At 68.2% G+C, this 21,940-nt stretch carries 22 protein-coding genes; 16 read left to right on the plus strand and 6 right to left on the minus strand.

Annotated features, from left to right (window positions below):
• Positions 1–306: 306 nt before the first annotated feature.
• Genes A5745_RS24615 through A5745_RS08840 form a run of 3 tightly spaced genes read left to right on the plus strand, consistent with a single transcriptional unit; the run spans position 307 to position 2,126 of the window.
• Entirely contained in the window at positions 307–867 is a 561-nt protein-coding gene (locus tag A5745_RS24615) for a hypothetical protein (protein ID WP_076115772.1), read from the plus strand.
• A 56-nt stretch (positions 868–923) separates the two neighbouring features.
• Entirely contained in the window at positions 924–1,661 is a 738-nt protein-coding gene (dapB, locus tag A5745_RS08835) for a 4-hydroxy-tetrahydrodipicolinate reductase (RefSeq protein ID WP_076115773.1), read from the plus strand.
• A gap of 9 nt (positions 1,662–1,670) precedes the next feature.
• Positions 1,671–2,126 carry a hypothetical protein gene (locus tag A5745_RS08840; protein ID WP_076115774.1) on the plus strand — a complete coding sequence of 152 codons (456 nt, stop codon included), beginning with the start codon at positions 1,671–1,673 and terminating at the stop codon, positions 2,124–2,126.
• A gap of 15 nt (positions 2,127–2,141) precedes the next feature.
• Here A5745_RS08840 and A5745_RS08845 read toward each other — a convergent pair whose 3' ends face one another.
• Positions 2,142–2,738, minus strand: coding sequence for a hypothetical protein (locus tag A5745_RS08845; protein WP_076115775.1), 597 nt, complete (start codon positions 2,736–2,738; stop codon positions 2,142–2,144).
• 473 nt (positions 2,739–3,211) lie between these two features.
• On the opposite strand from A5745_RS08845, the gene A5745_RS08855 reads away from it, so the two are divergent.
• Complete coding sequence (locus A5745_RS08855; protein ID WP_076063640.1) at positions 3,212–3,664, plus strand: flavodoxin family protein; 453 nt, start codon at positions 3,212–3,214, stop codon at positions 3,662–3,664.
• Here A5745_RS08855 and A5745_RS08860 read toward each other — a convergent pair.
• Positions 3,649–4,056: a hypothetical protein gene (locus A5745_RS08860; protein ID WP_139329512.1), complete on the minus strand. Its 408-nt coding sequence runs from the start codon at positions 4,054–4,056 to the stop codon at positions 3,649–3,651. The genes A5745_RS08855 and A5745_RS08860 overlap by 16 nt on opposite strands.
• 81 nt (positions 4,057–4,137) lie before the next feature.
• On the minus strand, positions 4,138–4,965 hold the full coding sequence (locus tag A5745_RS08865) for a thioesterase family protein (RefSeq protein ID WP_076063927.1): 828 nt from the start codon (positions 4,963–4,965) through the stop codon (positions 4,138–4,140).
• A 70-nt stretch (positions 4,966–5,035) separates the two neighbouring features.
• On the opposite strand from A5745_RS08865, the gene A5745_RS08870 reads away from it, so the two are divergent.
• Both A5745_RS08870 and A5745_RS08875 read left to right on the plus strand, forming a co-directional pair.
• Positions 5,036–6,571, plus strand: a complete 1,536-nt coding sequence (locus A5745_RS08870) for a class I adenylate-forming enzyme family protein (protein ID WP_170874537.1) — start codon at positions 5,036–5,038, stop codon at positions 6,569–6,571.
• Entirely contained in the window at positions 6,568–9,801 is a 3,234-nt protein-coding gene (locus A5745_RS08875) for a carboxyl transferase domain-containing protein (protein WP_076115778.1), read from the plus strand. Before A5745_RS08870 ends, A5745_RS08875 begins: the two co-directional genes overlap by 4 nt.
• A gap of 16 nt (positions 9,802–9,817) precedes the next feature.
• On the opposite strand, the gene A5745_RS08880 is transcribed toward A5745_RS08875, so the two are convergent.
• Positions 9,818–10,147: a PE-PGRS family protein gene (locus A5745_RS08880; RefSeq protein WP_076063647.1), complete on the minus strand. Its 330-nt coding sequence runs from the start codon at positions 10,145–10,147 to the stop codon at positions 9,818–9,820.
• A gap of 114 nt (positions 10,148–10,261) precedes the next feature.
• Here A5745_RS08880 and A5745_RS08885 point away from each other — a divergent pair, with 114 nt between their 5' ends.
• Genes A5745_RS08885 through A5745_RS08895 form a run of 3 tightly spaced genes read left to right on the plus strand, consistent with a single transcriptional unit; the run spans position 10,262 to position 13,379 of the window.
• Positions 10,262–11,026 carry an SDR family oxidoreductase gene (locus A5745_RS08885; RefSeq protein WP_076115779.1) on the plus strand — a complete coding sequence of 255 codons (765 nt, stop codon included), beginning with the start codon at positions 10,262–10,264 and terminating at the stop codon, positions 11,024–11,026.
• Positions 11,023–12,249, plus strand: a complete 1,227-nt coding sequence (locus A5745_RS08890) for an acyl-CoA dehydrogenase family protein (RefSeq protein WP_076115780.1) — start codon at positions 11,023–11,025, stop codon at positions 12,247–12,249. Before A5745_RS08885 ends, A5745_RS08890 begins: the two co-directional genes overlap by 4 nt.
• Positions 12,246–13,379, plus strand: coding sequence for an acyl-CoA dehydrogenase family protein (locus A5745_RS08895; protein WP_076115781.1), 1,134 nt, complete (start codon positions 12,246–12,248; stop codon positions 13,377–13,379). Before A5745_RS08890 ends, A5745_RS08895 begins: the two co-directional genes overlap by 4 nt.
• Here A5745_RS08895 and A5745_RS08900 read toward each other — a convergent pair.
• Entirely contained in the window at positions 13,376–13,882 is a 507-nt protein-coding gene (locus tag A5745_RS08900; RefSeq protein WP_254848529.1) for a PAS domain S-box protein, read from the minus strand. The genes A5745_RS08895 and A5745_RS08900 overlap by 4 nt on opposite strands.
• A 265-nt stretch (positions 13,883–14,147) precedes the next feature.
• Positions 14,148–14,888 (minus strand): dienelactone hydrolase family protein, encoded by a 741-nt coding sequence (locus tag A5745_RS08905; RefSeq protein WP_076115783.1) that lies wholly within the window; start codon positions 14,886–14,888, stop codon positions 14,148–14,150.
• 98 nt (positions 14,889–14,986) lie between these two features.
• Between A5745_RS08905 and A5745_RS08910 the strand changes: the two genes are divergently transcribed.
• The 7 genes from A5745_RS08910 (at position 14,987) to A5745_RS08940 (ending at position 21,935) form a co-directional block, all read left to right on the plus strand.
• Positions 14,987–15,787, plus strand: a complete 801-nt coding sequence (locus A5745_RS08910) for a thymidylate synthase (RefSeq protein WP_076115784.1) — start codon at positions 14,987–14,989, stop codon at positions 15,785–15,787.
• Positions 15,784–16,287 carry a dihydrofolate reductase gene (locus A5745_RS08915; RefSeq protein ID WP_076115785.1) on the plus strand — a complete coding sequence of 168 codons (504 nt, stop codon included), beginning with the start codon at positions 15,784–15,786 and terminating at the stop codon, positions 16,285–16,287. Before A5745_RS08910 ends, A5745_RS08915 begins: the two co-directional genes overlap by 4 nt.
• Before the next feature lie 94 nt (positions 16,288–16,381).
• Positions 16,382–17,116: a cell division protein DivIVA gene (locus A5745_RS08920; protein WP_076115786.1), complete on the plus strand. Its 735-nt coding sequence runs from the start codon at positions 16,382–16,384 to the stop codon at positions 17,114–17,116.
• Positions 17,117–17,173: 57 nt separating this feature from the next.
• Positions 17,174–18,451, plus strand: coding sequence for a winged helix-turn-helix domain-containing protein (locus A5745_RS08925; RefSeq protein WP_371336881.1), 1,278 nt, complete (start codon positions 17,174–17,176; stop codon positions 18,449–18,451).
• 22 nt (positions 18,452–18,473) lie between these two features.
• Positions 18,474–19,238 (plus strand): FAD-dependent thymidylate synthase, encoded by a 765-nt coding sequence (gene thyX / locus A5745_RS08930; protein ID WP_076063929.1) that lies wholly within the window; start codon positions 18,474–18,476, stop codon positions 19,236–19,238.
• An 81-nt stretch (positions 19,239–19,319) separates the two neighbouring features.
• The gene (gene dapA, locus A5745_RS08935) at positions 19,320–20,222 is read left to right on the plus strand and encodes a 4-hydroxy-tetrahydrodipicolinate synthase (RefSeq protein ID WP_076115788.1); all 903 of its coding nucleotides are present in this window, start codon (positions 19,320–19,322) and stop codon (positions 20,220–20,222) included.
• 36 nt (positions 20,223–20,258) lie between these two features.
• Positions 20,259–21,935 carry a ribonuclease J gene (locus A5745_RS08940; RefSeq protein ID WP_076063667.1) on the plus strand — a complete coding sequence of 559 codons (1,677 nt, stop codon included), beginning with the start codon at positions 20,259–20,261 and terminating at the stop codon, positions 21,933–21,935.
• Positions 21,936–21,940 lie beyond the last annotated feature (5 nt).

Genomic DNA, 21,940 nt, shown 5'->3' on the forward strand with positions numbered 1-21,940 from the left:
TTGCTTACGGCCATCTGTCGTCGTCGGGCCGTCTCCATTCGCTCCAGCAGGCGCAGCCTGACCGCGGGGCTCAGGACGTCGAAGTTCAGGCGCCGGATCGCCGCGTCGGCGGCGTCCTGCGCTTCCAAAGCGGCAGCCACTTCGGCCGGAACCTCGATCGAACGCATGTTCGAATTCTAGGTCCTGCGCCCCACCCGAGGCCACCGAGAACGCGTACGTTGTGGATGAACGCCCAACTGTGGATAAGGCTCGCGGCCAAGGACAGTTCCGCGTTTTTCGCGGCAGCGGCGCGGGTAATATCCAGTGATGCACGCGGGATTTGTATTTGCGGCAGCCGCGGTCGCCATGGTCACCGCCGCATCCGTGTGCGCCACTGGTTCGGCCGACACCCCGTCCGACGGTCCACCGTTCCCGATCGGTCAGATGGGCGTACCCCTGCATGCGCAGGCGGCCAACGGCGCGACCGCCGACATCACCGTCAACAGCGCAACGTGGTTACCGCCGGGGTGCACCACTCATTTTGCGGCTCCGACGCCTGGCTCCGCGTGCAACGTGGTGGAACTGACTATCACCGCGACATCGCACCGGTTCTTCCAGTTCGACCAGCGCTACATGTTTGCCAGCTACGGCGGCGGCAATCAGCCGTGGACCCATCCCGACGACGCGCCGCAGCCGGCAACGCTTGCGGTCGACTACCGGAGGCTCGACAAGATGCCCCCGCTGCAATCGGGTGGCCTTCACGACGGGCAGACCGCGCATGGATTCGTCGGCTTTGGTATGCCAACGGCGGGCGACCTATACATCACGATCAACGACCCCGCGCAACGCGCGCCCTACACCGAAGCGGGCTGGATCGTCCACACCTGATCTGCGCGAGAGACGCACGCCGTGGCGCGGAACCGCCCCGGTCTAGGGTGAAGGCCATGCGGGTAGGCGTGCTGGGAGCCAAGGGCAAGGTCGGGGCGACGATGGTGGGCGCCGTGCAGGCAGCCGACGACCTTGCGCTGTCCGCCGAGGTGGATGCCGGTGATCCGCTGAGCCTGCTGACCGACGGCGACACCGAGGTTGTCATCGACTTCACCCACCCGGACGTCGTGATGGACAATCTGAAGTTCGTGATCGACAACGGAATTCACGCCGTCGTTGGCACGACCGGTTTCACCGCGGAGCGCCTCGAGCGGGTGGAGGCGTGGCTGGCCGATAGCCCCGACACGGCCGTGCTGATCGCGCCCAACTTCGCGATCGGGGCGGTGCTGTCGATGCACTTCGCCAAGCAGGCCGCGCCGTTCTTCGACTCGGCAGAGGTCATCGAGCTGCATCATCCGCACAAGGCCGATGCCCCGTCGGGCACCGCGGCCCGAACCGCCAAGCTGATCGCCGAGGCACGAAAAGGCTTGCCGCCCAACCCCGATGCCACCAGCACCAGCCTGCCTGGCGCCCGGGGCGCCGACATCGACGGAATTCCGGTGCACTCGGTGCGGCTGGCCGGACTGGTCGCCCATCAGGAGGTGCTGTTCGGGACCGAGGGGGAGACGCTGATCATCCGTCACGACAGCCTGGACCGCACGTCGTTCGTGCCGGGCGTGCTGATGGCGGTGCGCCGCATCCGGGAACGCCGCGGCCTCACGGTTGGCATCGAGCCCCTGCTCAACCTGCAATAAGAACCCGCGATGACCAAGACGCTGCGCATCCAGCTGCTCATCGCGTTCTTGTGCGTCGCGCTACTGGTGTACTTCGTGCTGCTGGGCCGCATGGCCGTCGCGATGATCGGCTCGGGGCGGTCCGCCGCCGTGGGCCTGGGGCTGGCGCTGCTGGTCATGCCGATCGTCGGGCTGTGGGCGATGATCGCCACCCTGCGGGCAGGATTCGCCCACCAGAGGCTGGCCCGCCTGATCGCGGAGGACGGAATGGAACTCGACACGAGTGCGCTTCCGCGACGGCCGTCGGGACGCATCGAGCGGGACGCGGCCGATGAGCTGTTCGCTACCGTGCGGGCCGAGGTTGAAGACGATCCCGACGATTGGCGCCGCTGGTACCGGCTGGCCCGGGCCTACGACTACGCGGGGGATCGCCGCCGGGCCCGCGAGGCCATGAAGACAGCTGTCCAAATGCAGGCGAGCCGATGAGCAAGACGGGAGGGGTTATGGCCGTCCGCCGGGTCCCATCATTCCGCCGGGTCCCATCATTCCGCCGGGTCCCATCATTCCGCCGGAACCGCCCATCATGCCTTGCATCATGGCGGGCATTCCGTCGCGTACGAACCCGCTGACTTCGCGGGCGTGGGCGCGAATCGTCTCGGTGAGGACGGGATTGTCGGAGATTTCTTCGGCGACGACGCCTGTGGGCGTGAGCGTCAGTTGGCGACGGTAACCGCCGGCGTTGCGGAACAGCGTTGGCAGGCTCTGGCTCATACACATGACCTCGGAACCCTGGCCGAGGTGGGAGTACATGCTGGACACGTGTGCGTGCAGTTTCGCAGCCAGGTCGGGGGCATTTGATTCGGTGGTGGTGCGCACCCCTCCGGGGATCTCCTCGACGGTGCGGGTGATCTCGGTGTGTCGGTTGAACATGTCCATGTAGAGGCTCATGTCCGCCGGACTTGCACCCATCATGCCGCCGTCGGTCAAGCGGACTCGCGGGACGGGTGAACCAAAGACCCCGCGAAGGGCATATCCGATACCCAGCACCGCGCCAGCACCAAGCGCGGCAAGTGCTGCCCGCCGCGTGAATGTAGCCATCGGGTGGCCTCCTAAGCGCCTCGGTGGTATGTCTTCAACGAATAGACTTGGAGCTCAACGCTTCCCGTGTGGCTACATCAATCGACGGTAGAAGTCGTCATCGTCCGTTTCGCTTCGCCCAATCCGGGCCGGGGCATCGTGTCGCGGTCTGATAGCAAAACCAACCGCGATGCTCGTGACGGCGAAGACCAACGCCCACAAAATCACCATCGACGGAATGTGGGCGATCGCGCTGCACCAGCCCCAGCCATTCCCGCCATACCACATCGTCATAACATTTCCTCCAAGGTCGCCGCCCTTCGTGAAGGGTACCCCGGTAGGGTATATAGGGTCAAGAGTTCCGCAACTTCGCCCGCTGTTCTCACCGGGGCAAGAAGGGGCGCGGTGACATCTGGTTTCCTATGTGGAGGGATACTCTATTGCTCTCCAGCCGGACTGCCGCTCCGGCGCGGCCATCAGATGGGAGCCAGCGGATGCCGCGACTGCTGATCGTCCATCACACGCCGTCGCCGTTCACGCAGGCGATGTTCGAAGCGGTCCTGTCCGGAGCGACCGACCCCGAGATCGAGGGTGTTGAGGTGGTGCGGCGGCCGGCACTTACCGTCGCCCCGGCCGACATGCTCGAGGCGGACGGCTATCTCCTGGGAACCCCCGCCAATCTCGGCTACATGAGCGGCGCCCTCAAGCACGCGTTCGACGTCTGCTACTACCCGTGCCTCGACGCGACGCGCGGGCGCCCGTTCGGGCTGTACCTGCACGGCAACGAGGGCACCGAGGGAGCCGAACGCGCCGTGGAGGCGATCACCACCGGGCTCGGCTGGGTGAAAGCCGCTGAGCACGTGGTGGTGTCGAGCAAGCCGAGCAAGGATGACTTGGAGGCGTGCTGGAATCTCGGCGCGACGGTTGCGGCTCAGCTCATGGGGTAGGCAACGTAGCCGAGGGCGCCCGCGAGAACGGCGAACTTGATGAGGGCCGCGATCCGCGCGCGCCGCGCGTGAACGGCAATCCGCCTGCGCTCGAGCACCTTCAGCAGCGACGCCCCCTCCACCGCGTCGCCGGCGACGGCGACGAGCACAACGGCGGGCAAGAAGGCCGGATGGCCGCGCCGCCGCCGCGTGCGATCGAGGAGGAGCGCCGTGAGGATGCCATAGGTCGTCATGTAGCCGAAGTCCAGCCACAGCGACAATCGCGCGGCACGCTGACCGTCGGAGCCCCACCGGGTCATGATCTCCTCGGCTCGAGATGCGCTGCCGGCCAGCTCAAATGGGATGATCCCGGGCCCGCCGCTGCGCCGCATTCGACGCTCCAGCACGAGCATTCCCGCCGTGTATCCCACGAAGCAAGCGGCGGCCGTCGCCAGCCGATTGTCCCGTATGCGCTGGATCACCGTGCTGACCTCCTAAGCCGGCTGGAACGCGTCGGCCGGCTGAGCCAAAGCCAGCGCCGAGCTGGTGCCGATGGGCCCGTGCCGGTCGAACAGGGTCGCGGCGCCGGTGGCCACACCGGCTGTGCCGTAGTGGCTTTGGGCCGCGAGGCCAAGGAATTCACCGTCGGGCAATCGGCTCGCGGTGACCGTGTAGTCGGCGTTGATATAGCGCAATCCGCCTGTGCCCCAATGGGTCAGCGAGCTGGTGATGTCGCCGACGAATGCCAGGCGGGTAAACGGCGTGAGGGGATAGCCGTCCACCATCGGACGGAACAACCGCACCCAGGCGAACTTCTGCGAGTGCGACTGCTCCCACTCGCCCGCGGCGATGCCGGGACTGCCTTCCAGGGTGGCGCCGTATCCCCAGATGAGGAACGGCATGTCGGCCGGGAAGCCGTCGGAGTGCGTCGGCAGCGGCGGCATCTCTACCGGCGAGGACCAGACCCGTCCGTCGGGATGATCACCCCGCCGCAGAAACAGCGCGCTGGCCCGCGCGACCGTCGTCCCGTTCTGCACCAGCGCCGCATCCACCAGTTTGATGCGCCGGCCTTCCCGCTGCACCGACGTCTCAATCCGCACCGGTTCGGGCAGCGCCGGACGCAACAGATCAACCGTGAAGCGGGCGGGCTGGAACTCGGGATCGATACCGGATCGCTCTATCCCCCAACCCAACAAACCGCCGACGTTCTGGCCGCCCATCGCCGCGCCCCACGGTCCCCGCGTCAGCGCGCCCGGCAAATAGAACTCGCCATCGACAGTGAAGAAAGCCTCGGGCATGATGGCGGAATCCTCGGTCGTCACCAGTATCACGATAGGACACCGGATACCGGGCTAGGGCAAGGACGCTAGGACGCTAGGACAAGGACAGGGCATGCCTGCAGTGATCGAAATTCCCCGTGACCGCAACCCGTTCCCGAGCACCGGCGTCTCCCGTGATCCCAACGGCATCCCGCGCTACGATCGGCTGCCCGCCACGCTGCTGGACATGCTCGCCGAGCAAGTCGACAACCGCCCGAACAGCGAGGCCGTCGTCGAGCTCGGGGCCGGCCGGCTGACGTACCGGGAACTGTGGAACCGCGCGGCGCGGGTGGCCGGCGGCCTGCGGGCCGAGGGGCTCGGCCCGGGTGACCGTGTCGCCGTGCGCTACCCGGCCGGCATCGACTGGGTGCTCGCATTCTGGGGCATCGTGATGGCCGGGGGCGTTGCGGTGCCGGTCAATACGCGATCGGCGCAGCCCGAGATCGAGTTCGTCCTGTCCGACTCGGGAGCGCGTATGGACCTCGCGCCCGACGCCCCGCTGCCCGACGGCGAGCCGCATGTGACCCACGGCCTCAGCCATACCGACACGGCAGCGCTGTTCTACACCTCGGGAACCACCGGCCACCCCAAGGGCGTGCCGACCACTCACGAGGCGTTCGTGACCAACACCGAGAACGCGATCCGGTGTCTCGACCAGCCGAGGGATCTCGGCGAGGGCATGCGCACGCTGATCTCGGTGCCGCTGTTCCACGTGACCGGGTGCAACTCACAGCTTTTGGCCGCGGCCCGTCTCGGGGGAGCGTCGGTGATCATGCCCGCGCTCAACCTCGACGAACTGATCGCCACGCTGAGTGCCGAGCGAATCTCGGTCATGGTGACCGTTCCGGCGATCTACGCTTTAATGTTGCGGCACAAGGCCTTTGGAAGCGCCGACGTGTCCGGGGTCCGCTGGGTGGGATATGGCGGCGCGCCGATCGCCCCGTCGTTGGTGCGATCGGTGAAGGAGGCGTTCGGCCAGGCCACGGTGTTCAACGGGTACGGCATGACCGAGACCGCCTCGCTGATGACCGTCCTGCCCGACGATGACGCGGTCGAGCACGCCGACTCGGTCGGATACGCGGTGCCGTCGGTGGATCTTGGCCTGGTCCCGTTCGGCGGCGACGAGCCCGGCGTGGGCGAGTTGGTGGTGCGCGGGGCCAATGTGAGCAGCGGTTACTGGAACCGGCCCGAGGCCACCTCCGCCACGATCGTGGACGGCTGGTTGCACACCGGCGACGTGGTACGGGTCGACGACGCGGGCCGGGTGCACATCGTCGACCGACTCAAGGACATCATCAACCGCGGCGGCGAGAACGTATCCAGCGTCGAGGTGGAAGCCGTGCTGCTGTCGGCGCCCAATGTCGCGGATGCCTGCGTGCTGGCGGTGCCCGACGAGGTCATGGGGGAGAAGGTCGGTGCGGTGCTGTTCGGCGACCAAGACCGGATCGACGTCACGGCCGTGCTCGACCATTGCCGCGCCCAGCTGTCCGACTTCAAGGTGCCCCAGTACGTGACGGTGGTGGATAGCGCGCTGCCCCGCAACGCCGGCGGCAAACTGCTCAAGGGCAAACTCCGCGAGCAGGTCCAGTGGGGCGACCCGCTGCGATGACGCTACTGATAGCCAACCGTGGCGAGATCGCGCTTCGAATCATCCGCACCGCAACGGAATTGGGCCTGCAAACGGTCGCGGTCTATGCCGAGGACGACGCCGACAGCCCCCACGTGCATGCGGCCGACGAGGCGATCGGCCTGCCGGGCGCCGGTCCGCCGGCCTACCTGGATCACGCCCAGATACTGTCGGCCGCAAAGAAGTCCGGCGCCGCACTGATTCATCCGGGCTACGGCTTCCTCAGCGAGAACGCTGCGTTCGCCCGCGCGTGCCGGGCGAACGGATACACGTTCGTGGGGCCCGACGCCGACGTGCTGGAGCTGGCCGGCAACAAATCGTCGGCCCGTACCGCCGCGATCGCCGCCGGGCTGCCGGTTTTGCCCGCAACCGACGGCCCGAGCACCGTCGAGGACGTCGCGACGTTTTTCGCAGCCCAGCCGGGCGGGATCATGATCAAGGCGCTCGCCGGCGGCGGCGGGCGGGGCATGCGCCAGGTGCGCAGCGCCGACCACATCGACGACGCCTACCGCCAGTGCGCCGCGGAGGCGCAACTGGGCTTCGGCGATCCGGCGCTGTTCGCCGAGGCGCTTCTCGACGCCGCGCGGCACATCGAGGTCCAGGTCGTGGGCGCACCGGCCGGGTATCAGACGCACGCGCTGGCTCTCGGCGATCGCGACTGCAGCATCCAGCGGCGCTACCAAAAGCTCGTGGAAATCGCGCCCGCGCAAGGGCTTTCGGATGGTCTGCGCCGAGAACTGCATCAGGAGGCCGTCCGGCTCTGCGCCAGGGTCGGCCTGCACGGGCTGGCGACGGTCGAGTTCCTCGTCACCGACCACCAGCACGTCTTCCTCGAGATCAACCCCCGTATTCAAGTGGAGCACACGGTCACCGAGGAAACCACGGGGGTCGACCTGGTCGAGGTGCAGTTGGCCATCGCCGGTGGCGCGTCCTACTACCAGCTAGGCCTGCCGGCCGGAATCGCTTCCGACGGTACCGAAGTCATCGGGGAGCCCGCCGCGCGGCGGGGCATCGCGATACAGGCGCGGGTCAACATGGAGACGTTTGCCGCCGACGGATCCGTCGTTCCCGCGGCCGGCACCCTGACGGTGCTTTCGCCGCCCACCGGTCCGGGAGTTCGCGTCGACAGCTACGGCCGGCCAGGGCTGGCCACCAGTACGCGATACGACTCGCTGCTGGCCAAGGTCGTCGCCCATGTGCGGGGATCGTCGTTTGCCGCGGCGGTGCGCAAGGCCCGCACCGCCCTGGGCGAGTTCGGCGTCGAGGGCGTTCGCACCAACATAGAGTTTCTGCGAGAGCTGTTGTCCGACAGCGAAATCCAGTCGGGCATAGTAACGACCGGTTTCCTCGACGACAAGCTGCCCGAATTGGCGGCCGCGGCACTCGCCCACCGGCATGACACCAGTGTTGCCACCGTCGAGCTCCATCCGGGTGAGGAAGCGCTGCGCGCGCAGCTGGCCGGCACCGTGGTCGAGGTCGCGCCCGAGGGCGTGGAGTTCGCCCCCGGTGCCCAGCTCGTCGTCCTCGAGGCGATGAAGATGCAGCACGCGCTCGTCGCGCCGGACGCGCTGTTCACCGTGCGCCGTTTGGTGACACCCGGCCAGGTCGTCGGCACGGGAGACCCGTTACTGGTCTTCACCCGAACCGGGGCCGCCAGTGGGAGCGAGTCCGCCGGGGCCGCAATGGATCTCGATCGCCCACGCGCCGACCTCGACGAGGTTCGCGAGCGCCACCGGCTCACCCTCGACGAGGGCCGGGAGGCCGCGGTTGCCAAGCGGCACAAGCAAGGCCGGCGCACCGCGCGGGAGAACATCGCCGACCTGGTCGATGCCGGCAGCTTCGTCGAGTACGGCGCCCTGGCCATCGCCGCGCAGCGCAGCCGGCGCTCGGAAGAGGATCTGATCGCCAACACCCCGGCCGACGGCCTGGTCGCCGGCGTGGCGACCATCGGGGGAGCCGAGGCCGTCGTCGTGTCCTATGACTACACCGTCCTGGCCGGCACTCAGGGCATGCGCAACCACGCCAAGACCGACCGGGTCTTCGAGCTGGCCGCCCGAAAGCGTTTGCCGGTGGTGCTTTTCGCCGAGGGCGGCGGCGGGCGGCCCGGTGACACGGACGTCGGCGGCGCCGCCGGGCTGGATGTCCCGACCTTCCGGATGCTGGCCGGCCTCAGCGGCCGGGTGCCGCTGGTGGCGATCGTCTCCGGCCGGTGCTTCGCCGGCAACGCCGCGCTGGCGGGGGTGTGCGACGTGATCGTCGCGACCCCGGACGCCAACATCGGGATGGGCGGTCCCGCGATGATCGAGGGGGGCGGCCTCGGGGTCTACCCGCCGGAGGCGATCGGGCCGATCGACGTCCAGCGGCACAACGGTGTGGTGAGCCTGGTTGCCCGGGACGAGGCGCACGCGGTGTCGCTGGCCAAGCAGTACCTGTCGTACTTCCAGGGCAGCTCCCACGACAAGCGGGTCGAGTGGGAGGCGCCCGATCCGCGGCTGGCCCGACATGTGGTGCCGCAGAACCGGTTACGCGCTTACGACGTGCACCGGGCGATCGAGTCGATCGTCGACAGGGGATCGGTCCTGGAGCTGCGCCCCGACTACGGTGTCGGGATCGTCACCGCGCTGGTTCGTGTCGAGGGTGTGGCATACGGGTTGCTGGCCAACAGCAGCCACCACCTCGGCGGCGCGATCGACGCCGAGGCGGCCGACAAGGCCGGCGACTTCCTGGTGCTGTGCGAGTCGTTCCGGCTGCCGGTGATCTCGCTCTGCGACACGCCGGGATTCATGGTCGGGCCGGACGCGGAGAAGGACGCCGCGGTGCGGCGGTTCGGCCGGATGTTCGTTCTCGGCGCCAGGCTGACCGTGCCGCTCGGAATGATCATCCTGCGCAAGGGTTATGGACTGGGTGCGATGGCGATGGCCGGCGGCTCCTTCCGCGCGCCACAATTCACCGTGGCGTGGCCGACCGGAGAGATCGGCGGCATGGGGTTGGAGGGCGCCGTGCGGCTCGGCTTCAGCAAGGAGCTCGCCGCCCTAGCCGATCCGGCCGAACGCCAACAATTATTCGACAAGCTGGTGGCGGCCGCCTATGAGCATGGCAAAGCGCTGCGGTCGGCGACCACTTTCGAACTCGACGACGTGATCGATCCCGCGGACTCCCGGGCCTGGATCACCAGGCTCCCGGGAGCCCGCGAACCAAGCGGTTATCGGTGACCGTTATCGATGACCGTTATCCGTGACCGGATCCGCAACCGACGCCCGGGAGGCATCCCTGCCCGCCCGGCACGCCGCCGGGTCCCGCGAACTGGCCGCCGGAGCCGCAGCCGACGCCCGGCACGCAGCCCTGTCCGCCCGGACCGCCGCCGGGGCCCTGGGTGACGCCGCCGGAACCACAGTTGCCGTTGGCGTCGCAGCCGCCGCCGCCCGGGTCGTCCTTGAACACGACGTGAGTGGGCGCCGGCCCCGTCGTCGCTGCTCCCACCGCAAAAACGTCAGCAGCTGCCGTCGGTGCCGCGGCGATCGCCGCGGCGACTGCCCCGGCTACCACCAGTGGTTTCATGAGAGTTAGTTTCGCTAACATGCGTCTCGCATACCACGTCGACACGTGTACAAAACATCGCGAACGAAAATTAATTAGTGCACTAGACAGTGCACTAGACAGAAGGCACTTCACATGACCTCACTGGATTTGACCGGTCGCACCGCGATAGTCACCGGCGCCTCCCGCGGCATCGGGCTTGCGATCTCCCAACAGCTGGCAGCCGCCGGCGCCAATGTGGTGCTCACGGCCCGAAAGCAGGAGGCCGCCGAGGCGGCCGCGGCGCAAGTCGGTGAGAAGGCGCTGGGCGTCGGCGCCCACGCCGTCGACGAGGACGCGGCCCGGCGCTGCGTGGAGCTCACGCTGGAGCGCTTCGGCAGCGTCGACATCCTCATCAACAACGCGGGAACCAATCCCGCGTTTGGCCCGCTGATCGACCAGGACCACGCCCGCTTCACCAAGATCTTCGACGTCAACCTGTGGGCGCCGCTGTTGTGGACGTCGCTCGCCGTCAAATCCTGGATGGGCGAGCACGGCGGCGCGATCGTCAACACCGCGTCCATCGGCGGCCTGCATCAATCACCGGCCATGGGTATGTACAACGCCACCAAGGCCGCGCTGATCCACGTCACCAAGCAGCTGGCGCTGGAGTTGTCACCGCGCGTCCGGGTCAACGCCGTCGCGCCCGGGGTGGTGCGCACCAGGCTTGCCGAGGCGCTGTGGAAGGACCACGAGGATCCGCTGGCCTCGTCGATCGCGCTCGGACGCATCGGCGAGCCCACCGATGTGGCCGGGGCGGTCGCCTTCCTGGTGTCCGACGCGGCGAGCTGGATCACCGGCGAGACGATGGTCATCGACGGCGGTCTGCTGCTCGGGCCGGTGTCCGGATTCCGGCAATGACTTCCCACGACGTCACTCAGGACGTCACTCAGGACATCAATGACGTCACCGCCGACCTGGACGCACGGGTGCAGGCGCTGTTGGACGAACACGATCCCGCGACGACCGACCCGCGGGAATTCCTCGGCGCACAGTACGACGCGGGGCTGGCCTGGGTGCACCTGCCGCGGGGTTTCGGCGGCCTGGATCTACCGCGCAAAGCACAGGAATTCGTCGATGCCAAGCTGGCCGCCGCCGGCGCGCCGGTCGGCGGCACCGTCAAGAACTACATCGGCATGGGCATGGCCGCACCGACGATCTCGGCCTTCGGCACCGACGAGCAGAAACGAAAGTTTCTGCGCCCGTTGTTCACTGGCGAGCAGATCTATTGCCAGCTGTTCAGCGAGCCGGGTGCCGGGTCGGATCTGGCCGGGGTGGCCACGCGTGCGGTGCGCGACGGGGACAACTGGATTGTCAACGGGCAGAAGGTGTGGACCTCGCAGGCGCAGCACGCGAACATGGCCATCCTGGTCACCCGCACCGACCCGACCGTACCCAAACACTTTGGCCTGACGTACTTCCTGTGCGACATGACGCAACCCGGTGTCGAGGTCCGGCCGCTGCGCCAGATCACCGGCGAGGCGGAGTTCAACGAGGTGTTCCTCACCGACGTCCGGGTGCCGGATGCGAATCGGCTAGGCCCGGAGGGTGGCGGCTGGCGGGTTGCGACCACCACGCTCAACAACGAGCGGGTCGCGATCGGGACCCGCGCCGGTGTCCCGCGCGAAGGCGGCCACATCGGCAAGGTAACCAAAGCATGGCGACAAAAGCCCGAACTGCGCAACCCCTCGATGCACGACGAGCTGATGCGGTTGTGGGTCGACGCGGAAGTCCTTCGCCTGGCCGGTGAACGGCTGCGGCAGCAGGCCGTCGCGGGTCAGCCCGGACCGGAAGGTGCCGGCATGAAAGTGGCCTTTGCCACGCTGGCGCAAGCCATTTCGGGTTTCGAGATCGAACTGCACGGCGAAGCGGGATTGCGCTACGACGACTGGACCATGCGCCGACCGGAAACGGTCGACCTGATCGGTCGCGAGCCCGGATATCGCTACCTGCGCGCGCGTGGCAACTCGATCGAGGGCGGCACCTCGGAGATCCTGCGCAACACCATCTCCGAGCGGATCCTCGGCCTGCCAGGCGAACACCGCGTCGACAAGGACGTCGCGTGGAAGGACCTGGACCGATGAGTACCGGCGACTTGCTGTACTCCGACACCGAGGACGCGCTGCGCGACAGCGTGCGCCACCTGTTTGCCGACCGCTGCCCGCCCGAGACGGTGGCCCGGGCATACGATGAAGCGCCGCAAGATTTTTCGGCCCTGTGGCGCGCGCTGGCCGCCGACCTCGGGGTGGCAGCGTTGCTGGTCCCCGAGTCCCTCGGTGGCGCCGGCGCGGGCGCCCGCGAGGCCGCCGTCGTCATGGAGGAGATCGGCCGGGCAGTCGCGCCGGTGCCATTCCTGTCCAGCGCGGTGCTGGCCACGGTCGCGCTGCTGCGGGCCGGCGACACCGCGACCCTGCCCGACCTCGCGCAGGGCTCCGTCACCGCGGCGCTGGCGGTGCCGCTATCCACCGCCCCGGGCGATCCCGTCGCCGGGGTCGAGCTCGGCGACGACGGGCTGCACGGGTCGGTCAGCAGCGTCGCGGGCGCCGCCGAAGCCGACGTGCTGGTGGTTCCGGTGGCCGGTCCCGACGGGCCCGAACTGCACACCGTCTCCGCCGCCGCCGACGGCGTCGAGGTGTCGCCGCTGCTGGCCCTGGATATGACGAGACCCCTTGCGAATGTGCGGTTCTCGGCGGCGCCGTCGTCGCGGGTCGGGCCCGCCGACGTGGCGGCTGACGGTGCAGTGGACGGGGCAGTGCACGGCGCCGTGACCGAGGCGCTGCAGACCGGCGCGGCGCTGCTGGCGTCGGAGCAACTGGGGCTGGCGCAGTGGTGCTTCGACACCACGCTGGCTTATACCAAGCAGCGCAAGCAGTTTGGCCGTGCCATCGGCTCCTATCAGGCGATCAAGCACCGGCTTGCCGATCTGTGGTTCGAGGTCGGCTCGGCGACGGCGGTGGCCCGCTACGCCGCGGACACCCATGCCCGCGGCGATGAAGACGCGGGCATCGCCGCGGCCCTCGCGCAGGCCTACTGCAGCGGAATCGCGGTGCACGCCGCCGAGGAGTGCGTGCAACTGCACGGCGGTATCGGGATGACGTGGGAGTATCCCGCTCACCTGTACCTCAAGCGGGCCAAGAGTGACCAGTTGGCCTTCGGCTCCGCCTATCGTCACCGGGCCCGACTGGGGCAGCTGGTGGACCTGCCGCCGGGCTAGCTCGCCCCGCTTCGAAAGACTCCCCGCGACATTCGGGCCAATGCTTCATGCGGTAGTTCGAGGGCTTTGCGGCACAACCATAGTTCTTCGGTGAGGTCATGGAAGCTGACCAGCGCGACCGTGTCGTCACGGCGCCGCATGGCCGACTTGCTCATGCTGGCCCACACCGCGTGGCCCTCCTGGTGCCGCAGCTCGACCAGCCGCGGCCCGTCGGTGCCGATGAGCGCGATCCAGCGATCGTTCGCCGGCAGGCTGCGGAAGATTTCGTCGAAATTCGTTGGCAGGTCGTCGTTGGACGAATAGCCCACCATGTCGCAGAACGCCGCGTTGGCGAAGAGGATGGTTCCGTCCCGATCGACCGCCAGGGCCGGCGCCGGCAGCCGCTGCAAGACGACCAGCGCGGGCATATCCTGCAGCGTTTCGATCGGCAACCGGCCGGGCCGCTTCGGGCGTCGACGCTCGATGCGTTTACCGCCCACAGTCGTGGGACCGTCCGTAGCCACGGCTCACTCCGTCAATACGCTGCCCTGTCCCCGACGGGGTAGAGCTCCCTCCCAGCCCATATCGCTGCCAGCAAATGTTAGGGGACGCCGGGCAAGAAAGTCCATATTTCGAAAGCCGAATTTGCTATTTGCCACATGCACAATTGATTGCGGTGCGCCGCAGGGTATCGAGTCGAATTTCGTAGAGCAGTTTATTAGCTGGGACCGAATTCGTTTGCTGGCGCCACCCGTCGCCGCCGTGCGACAGCAAACATGGGCAAGCGGGTCAGCGCGGTAGCGCCGAGGCGAACAGGTCCGTCATCGCCGCCCAGTGCCGCTCGTCGGCCGCGGGGTCGTAGGGCGGGTTGTCCGGGACGGCGAAGCCATGCGCGGCCGAGTACCACTCGATGGTGTGGGCCACCCCGGCCGCCGTCAGCGCCTTGTCGAGTTGCTCGGCGTGATCGGCCGTGAACGACGCGTCGTTCTCGGCGCCACCGACGTACACCGTGGCGCTCATCCGGTCGGCCAGCAGGTGCGGGCTGTCCGCCGTGTCGCTCACCAAACCGCCGCCGTGGAAGGACGCCGCGGCCGCGACCCGGTCCGGAACGCGGCCTGCCACCACCACCGACGTCCGCCCGCCCATGCAATAGCCGCACACTCCGAATCGCTGTCCGGATACCTCGGGGCGCGCGGCCAGGTAGTCGAAGAAGGCGCCGGCGTCGGCGGCCATCTTGTCCTGGGTGATGCTGCCGATCATCGAGAACAGGCGCCTGCGTTCTTGCTCGTCGGCGAACACCGTGGCCATGTCGAACGGGGCCCAGTCGCCGTTGCGGTAGTACACATCCGGCAGCAGCACCGCGTAGCCGAATCCGGCAAGCTTCGCCGCCATTTGGTGGAAGGTGTCGCGGACGCCGCCGGCGTCCGGGAACATCACCACGCCGGGCCAGGGGCCCGGGCCGTCGGGCGTGAACAGGTGGACGGTGCAGGTGCCGTCTTCGGTGGTGACGGTGTCTTCGACGCTCGGCATGCCCTCCGTTCTACTCCTGGCTCCTCGACGTAATTTTTTGGGCGCCGACCCGCCGCGCCCGCCTCCGCCGCGCTTGCGATCGCCGCTAAGCTGGCCGCGTGCCCGTTCCCACTCCCTACGAGGACCTGCTGCGCGTGGTGCTCGAGCGGGGCGCGGCCAAATCGGATCGCACCGGCACCGGAACCCGGAGCCTGTTCGGCCAGCAGTTGCGCTACGACCTGTCGGCCGGCTTCCCGCTGCTGACCACCAAGAAGGTGCATTTCAAATCGGTGGTCTACGAGTTGCTGTGGTTCTTGCGCGGCGAGTCCAACGTCGGCTGGCTGCACGAGCACGGGGTCACCATCTGGGACGAATGGGCCGACAGCACAGGCGATCTCGGCCCGATCTACGGTGTGCAATGGCGATCGTGGCCCACCCCTACCGGTGAGCACATCGACCAGATCAGCGCCGCGCTGGAGTTGCTGAGCACCGACCCGAACTCGCGGCGCATCATCGTGTCGGCCTGGAACGTCGGCGAAATCTCGCAGATGGCGCTGCCGCCGTGTCACGCATTCTTCCAGTTCTACGTGGCCGACGGGCGGCTTAGCTGCCAGCTCTATCAGCGCAGCGCGGACCTGTTTCTCGGTGTGCCGTTCAACATCGCCAGCTACGCGCTGCTGACCCACATGATGGCCGCCCAGGCCGGGCTGGCGGTCGGCGAGTTCGTCTGGACGGGCGGCGACTGTCACATCTATGACAACCACGTCGAACAGGTGCGCCTGCAGCTCGCTCGCGAGCCGCGGCCGTACCCGGAACTCGTTCTGGGTAAAAGGGATTCGATCTTCGATTACACCTACGACGACATCGTCGTGAAGAATTACGATCCGCATCCGGCGATCAAAGCTCCCGTCGCTGTATGACGCGCGCTGGCCTGGGCCTGGTGTGGGCCCAGTCGACGTCCGGTGTGATCGGGCGCGGCGGCGACATCCCGTGGCGGGTGCCCGAAGACCTGGCTCGCTTCAAACAGGTCACCATGGGCCACGCGGTGGTCATGGGCCGTCGCACCTGGGACTCCCTGCCGGCGAGGGTTCGGCCGTTGCCCGGCCGCCGAAACATCGTCCTGTCCCGCCAGCGCGACTTGAAACTGGACGGAGCCGAGGTCGTCGGTTCGCTGGACGAGGCGTGTGCCCTCGCAAACACCGAGCCCGAGACGTGGGTGATAGGCGGCGCACAGATCTACCTACTCGGGCTGCCGTATGCCACCCGGTGTGAGGTGACGGAGGTCGAGATCGATCTGCCGCGTGACGACGAGGACGCGCTGGCCCCGGTGCTCGACGACGAATGGGCCGCCCGCACGGGCGAGTGGAAGCTGAGCCGCACCGGGCTGCGCTTCCGGTTTCACAGCTACTCTCGGCAATGAGTGCACGTGTTCGCGCCCATGGGCTGACCTGACATACTCGACCGGGGGTCGGTCTGACCGGTGTTTCCAGGAGTTTTCAGGAGGGGAATTGGCAGTGATAACCGAACCCGCAAAGACGTTCACCCGCATGTTCCGCGGCTATGACCCGGCCGCGGTCGACGCCCACATCGAGGTGTTGACCACCAAACAGAAGCTGCTGCTCGACGACGTCGAGAGCCTGCGGGCACGGCTGCGGGAATCCGGCGATGAAACGGCCGCGCTGCGCAAGGAGGTCGCCGTCCTCACCGACACCTCGCCCTCGCCCCACGCGATGCAAAAGCGGATGGCGAAGATGCTGCGGCGCGCGGTCGACGAGGTTTCCGAGATGCAGGCCGAGGCGAAGACCGAGGCGGAAGCGCTGATCGCGGCGGCGGAGGCCGAGGCCGAGGCCACCCGGCGGCAGCGCGAAGAAATGCTGGCCGACATGGCGGCGCAGCAAAAAGCCCTGGAAGCCGAGTACCAGGAAACCAAGGAAAAGCTCGAGGCCGAACTGGCCACGCTGCGCGATGACGCCGAGCGGGCGCGTGAGCAGCTGCTCGCCGAGGCGAAGCAGCGAGCCGACAGGGATCGTGACGAGGCTCGGCGGGCCGTGGACGTGGCGAGTCAGCAGCGGATCAAGATCCTCGAGCACCTGATGGGCGTGTACCGCGACCTGGAAGCGGTTCCGGCAGCGCTCGAGGCGGCGTACCAAGAACGAGACAACCTGTCGGAGGGGAACCCCGAGACGAGTCACGAGACAGGTTCCGTGGTGCCGCTGGACGCGAAGGTCGGCGCGGGTTCAGCCCACTAGAGGCGCGGGCCAGCATTGTCAGGCCAGTGTTGTCAGACCAGTGTTGTCAGGCCAGCATTGTCAGACCGGGCCAGTATTGTCGGCGCCGTGTCCCCCCGGCCCCCCAGGCTGACCGGCGCCCAAGCCCGGCGGATAGCCGTTGCGGCCCAAGGATTTAACGAGCCGCGACCGCGCGGCGCGATCACCCGGGCGCATCTGAAGCGCCTGGTATCGAGAATCCAAGTGCTGCAACTGGATTCGGTGTCGGTGGCGGTGCGCGCTCATTATGCGCCGGTGTTCAGCCGGCTCGGCCCCTATGACCGCGACGTGCTGGACCGCGCGGCCTGGGGTCCGCGGTCGTCGCGGCTGCTGGCCGAATACTGGGCCCACGAGGCCGCTCTGATGGCCGTCGAAGACTGGCCGCTGATGCGCTGGAGGATGCGGCAGTATCGGCATGGCCGCTGGGGCCCCCACCGGTTTCTCGAGGCGTTGCAGGCCAATCCGCAACTCGCCGACGACGTCGTCGCGGCGGTCGCCGAGCTGGGGCCCAGCACCGCCGGGCAGATCGAGGCGCATCTGGCCGCTATGGACCTCGAGCCGCGGCGTAAGAAGGGCACCTGGTGGACGCGCAGCGACACCAAGTGGGTGGCCGAGGCGCTGTTTTCCGCCGGGGTGCTCACGACCGCCACCCGGGTGGGCTTCGCCCGCCACTACGACCTGGTGGAAAGGGTGCTGCCGGCCGAGGTGCTGGCCCGCGAGGTCGACGACGACGAGGCCGTCCGCGAGCTCACGCTGCGGGCCGCCACCGCGCTGGGCGTGGCCGCGGAGGCCGACCTGCGCGATTACTTCCGCCTGTCCGCACAGCAGATCAAGCCCGCGATCGCCGACCTGCTGGCCGCCGGGGAGATCGAACGGGTCGACATCGACGGCTGGCCCGCGCCGGCGTACCTGCGGGCGGGCCGGACGGTGCCGCGCGGTGACCGCGGCACCGCGCTGCTGTGCCCGTTCGACCCGTTGATCTTCTTCCGGCCCCGCGTCGAGCGGCTGTTCGGCTTCCACTACCGCATCGAGATCTACACCCCGGCGGCCAAGCGCCAGTACGGCTATTACGTGTGGCCGTTCCTGCTGGACGGCCGGCTCGTGGCGCGCGTCGACCTCAAGGCCGACCGCGCCGCCGGTGCGCTGCGCGTCGTGGGTGCGTTCGCCGAGCCCGACGTGGACCGCGGTCGCGCCGCCGCGGCGCTGGCCGGCGAACTTCAGTCCATGGCCGCGTGGCTGGGCTTGGGTGGGTTCAGCGTCTCCACACGGGGCAACCTGGCCGGCGACCTGCGCGCGGCTTCGAAGCGGGTGAGCTGATGGCCCGGCTAAGGTGAGCGCCGTGGCTGAGACCGCGCCGCTGCGCGTGCAATTGATCGCCAAGACCGAATTCCTGGCGCCCCCCGATGTGCCGTGGACCACCGACGCCGACGGCGGCCCCGCGCTGGTCGAGTTCGCCGGGCGAGCCTGCTACCAGAGCTGGTCCAAGCCCAACCCGAAGACCGCGACCAACGCCGGCTACATCAAGCACATCATCGACGTCGGCCACTTTTCCGTGCTCGAACACGCGAGCGTGTCGTTCTACATCACCGGCATCTCGCGGTCCTGCACGCACGAGCTGATCCGGCACCGGCACTTCTCGTACTCGCAGCTCTCGCAGCGCTACGTCCCGGAAAAGGAGTCGCGGGTCGTCGTGCCGCCGGGCATGGAGGATGATCCCGAACTCCAGCGGATCCTCGCCGCCGCAGCCGATGCCGGCCGGGCCACCTACACCGACCTGCTGGCCAGGCTGGAGGCCAAGTTCGCAACGGGCCAGCCCACCGAAAAGATGGGCGCCCTGCGCCGCAAGCAGGCCCGTCAGGCCGCGCGCGCGGTCCTGCCCAACGCCACCGAAACCCGCATCGTGGTGACCGGGAACTACCGAGCCTGGCGGCACTTCATCGCGATGCGGGCCAGCGAGCACGCCGACGTCGAGATCCGGCGGCTGGCCATCGAGTGTCTGCGCCAGCTCGCCGCCATCGCCCCGGCCGTGTTCGCCGACTTCGAGGTCTCCACCCTGGCCGACGGCACCGAGGTCGCCACCAGCCCGCTCGCGACCGAAGCGTGAGGGGTGAAGCCGAGGCGCACGGGGACACAACCGGGCCGGTAGGTGCTAAAAAGCTTGCCGCCGCCAGGTAGCCTGAACACCGTGAGTACCGTCGGATTCGACGCCCCGGCACGCCTGGGAACTCTGCTAACAGCGATGGTCACGCCCTTTGGCGCCGACGGCTCGGTTGACACGATCGCGGCGGCGCGGCTGGCGAACCGCCTGGTGGACGCGGGATGCGACGGCCTGGTGATCTCGGGCACCACCGGCGAGTCGCCGACCACCACCGACGACGAGAAGCGCGAGCTGTTGCGTGTCGTGCTGGAGGCGGTGGGCGACCGCGCCCGCGTCATCACCGGTGCCGGCACCTACGACACCGCGCACAGCGTCCGCCTGGCCAAAGCCGCCGCGGCCGAAGGCGCCCACGGCCTTTTGGTGGTCACCCCGTACTACTCCAAGCCGCCGCAGTCCGGGCTGCACGCGCACTTCACCGCAGTCGCCGATGCGACCGAGCTGCCCGTGCTGCTCTACGACATTCCCCCGCGCTCGGTGGTGCCGATCGAGCCCGACACCCTCCGGGCGCTGGCCGCACACCCGAACATCGTCGGCGTCAAAGACGCCAAGGGCGACCTGCACAGCGGCGGCCAGATCATCGCCGAGACCGGGCTGGCCTACTACTCCGGCGACGACGCCCTGAACCTGCCCTGGCTGGCGATGGGTGCCACCGGATTCATCAGCGTGATCTCGCACCTGGCGGCGGGCCAACTGCGAGAGTTGTTGTCCGCCTTCAACTCCGGAGACATCGCCACCGCCCGCAAGATCAACGTCCTGGTCGCCCCGCTCTGCGATGCGATGAGCCGGCTGGGCGGGGTGACGCTGTCCAAGGCCGGCCTGCGCCTGCAGGGCTTCGACATCGGTGATCCGCGCCTGCCCCAAATGGCGGCAACACCGGAACAAAGCGAACAGCTCGCCGCCGATATGCGGGCGGCCTCGGTGCTCCGATGAGTGCTCCGATGAGCGAGAAGTGAGGGTGGCCCGCAAGTGGATGTAGACCTCAGCCCACCAGGTCCGCTGACCACGGGTGGGTTGCGGGTCACCGCGCTGGGCGGCATCAGCGAAATCGGCCGCAACATGACGGTTTTCGAGCACCTGGGCCGGCTGCTGATCATCGACTGCGGGGTGATGTTTCCCACCCACGACGAGCCCGGTGTCGACCTGATCCTGCCGGACCTGCGCCACATCGAAGACCGGCTCGACGACATCGAGGCGCTGGTGCTGACCCATGCGCACGAAGACCACATCGGGGCGATCCCTTTTCTGCTCAAGCTGCGGCCCGACATCCCCGTCGTCGGATCGAAGTTCACGCTGGCGCTGGTCGCCGCGAAATGCCGCGAGCACCGCATCAAGCCGGCCTTCATCGAGGTCAAAGAGGGCCAAAGCACCAGGCACGGGGTGTTCGAGTGCGAATACTTCGCCGTCAACCACTCCATCCCCGACGCGTTGGCCATCGCGGTCTACACCGGCGCTGGAACCGTCCTGCACACGGGCGACATCAAGCTCGACCAGCTGCCGCTCGATGGCCGCCCCACCGACCTGCCCGGCATGTCGCGGCTCGGCGACGCGGGCGTGGACCTGTTCTTGTGCGACTCGACCAATTCCGAGATCCCCGGCGTCGGGCCGTCGGAAAGCGAAGTCGGCCCGACCCTGCACCGCCTGATCAGGGGCGCCGACGGGCGGGTCATCGTGGCGTGTTTCGCCTCGAACGTGGATCGGGTGCAACAGATCATCGACGCCGCGGTGGCTCTGGGCCGGCGGGTGTCGTTCGTCGGGCGATCGATGGTGCGCAACATGGGCATCGCCCGCGAGCTGGGGTTCCTGCGGGTGGCCGATTCCGACGTCATCGACATCTCCGCCGCCGAGATGATGGCGCCCGACCAGGTGGTGCTGATCACCACCGGCACCCAGGGCGAGCCGATGTCGGCGTTGTCGCGGATGTCGCGCGGCGAGCATCGCAGCATCACGCTGACCGCCGGTGACCTGATCATTCTGTCGTCGTCGCTGATCCCGGGCAACGAGGAAGCCGTCTACGGCGTCATCGACTCGCTGGCCAAGATCGGGGCCCGGGTGGTCACCAACCAACAAGTGCGCGTTCATGTTTCGGGCCACGCCTACGCCGGCGAGCTGCTGTTCCTGTACAACGGGGTTCGGCCGCGCAATGTGATGCCGGTCCACGGCACCTGGCGGATGCTGCGCGCCAACGCCAAGCTGGCGGCGCGCGCCGGCGTGCCGCCGGAGTCGATCCTGTTGGCCGAGAACGGCGTCAGCGTCGACCTGGTGGCGGGCAAGGCTTCCATCGCGGGCGCGGTGCCGGTCGGCCAGATGTTCGTCGACGGTCTGATCACCGGCGACGTCGGCGATATCACCCTTGGCGAACGGCTCATCCTGTCTTCCGGTTTCGTCGCCGTGACCGTGGTGGTCAAGCGCGGCACGGGGCGGCCGGTGGCCGCGCCGCAACTACATTCGCGCGGATTCTCCGAAGATCCCAAGGCGCTCGAGCCCGCCGCCCGCAAGGTCGAGGCGGAGCTGGAATCGCTGGTTGCCAACGATGTGACCGACCCGACCCGCATCGCCCAGGCGGTGCGGCGCACCGTCGGCAAATGGGTGGGCGAAACCTACCGCCGCCAGCCGATGATCGTGCCGACCGTCATCGAGGTCTAGCGGCG

It is taken from the genome of Mycobacterium sp. IS-2888 (assembly GCF_001954215.1).
Lineage (GTDB): Bacteria > Actinomycetota > Actinomycetes > Mycobacteriales > Mycobacteriaceae > Mycobacterium.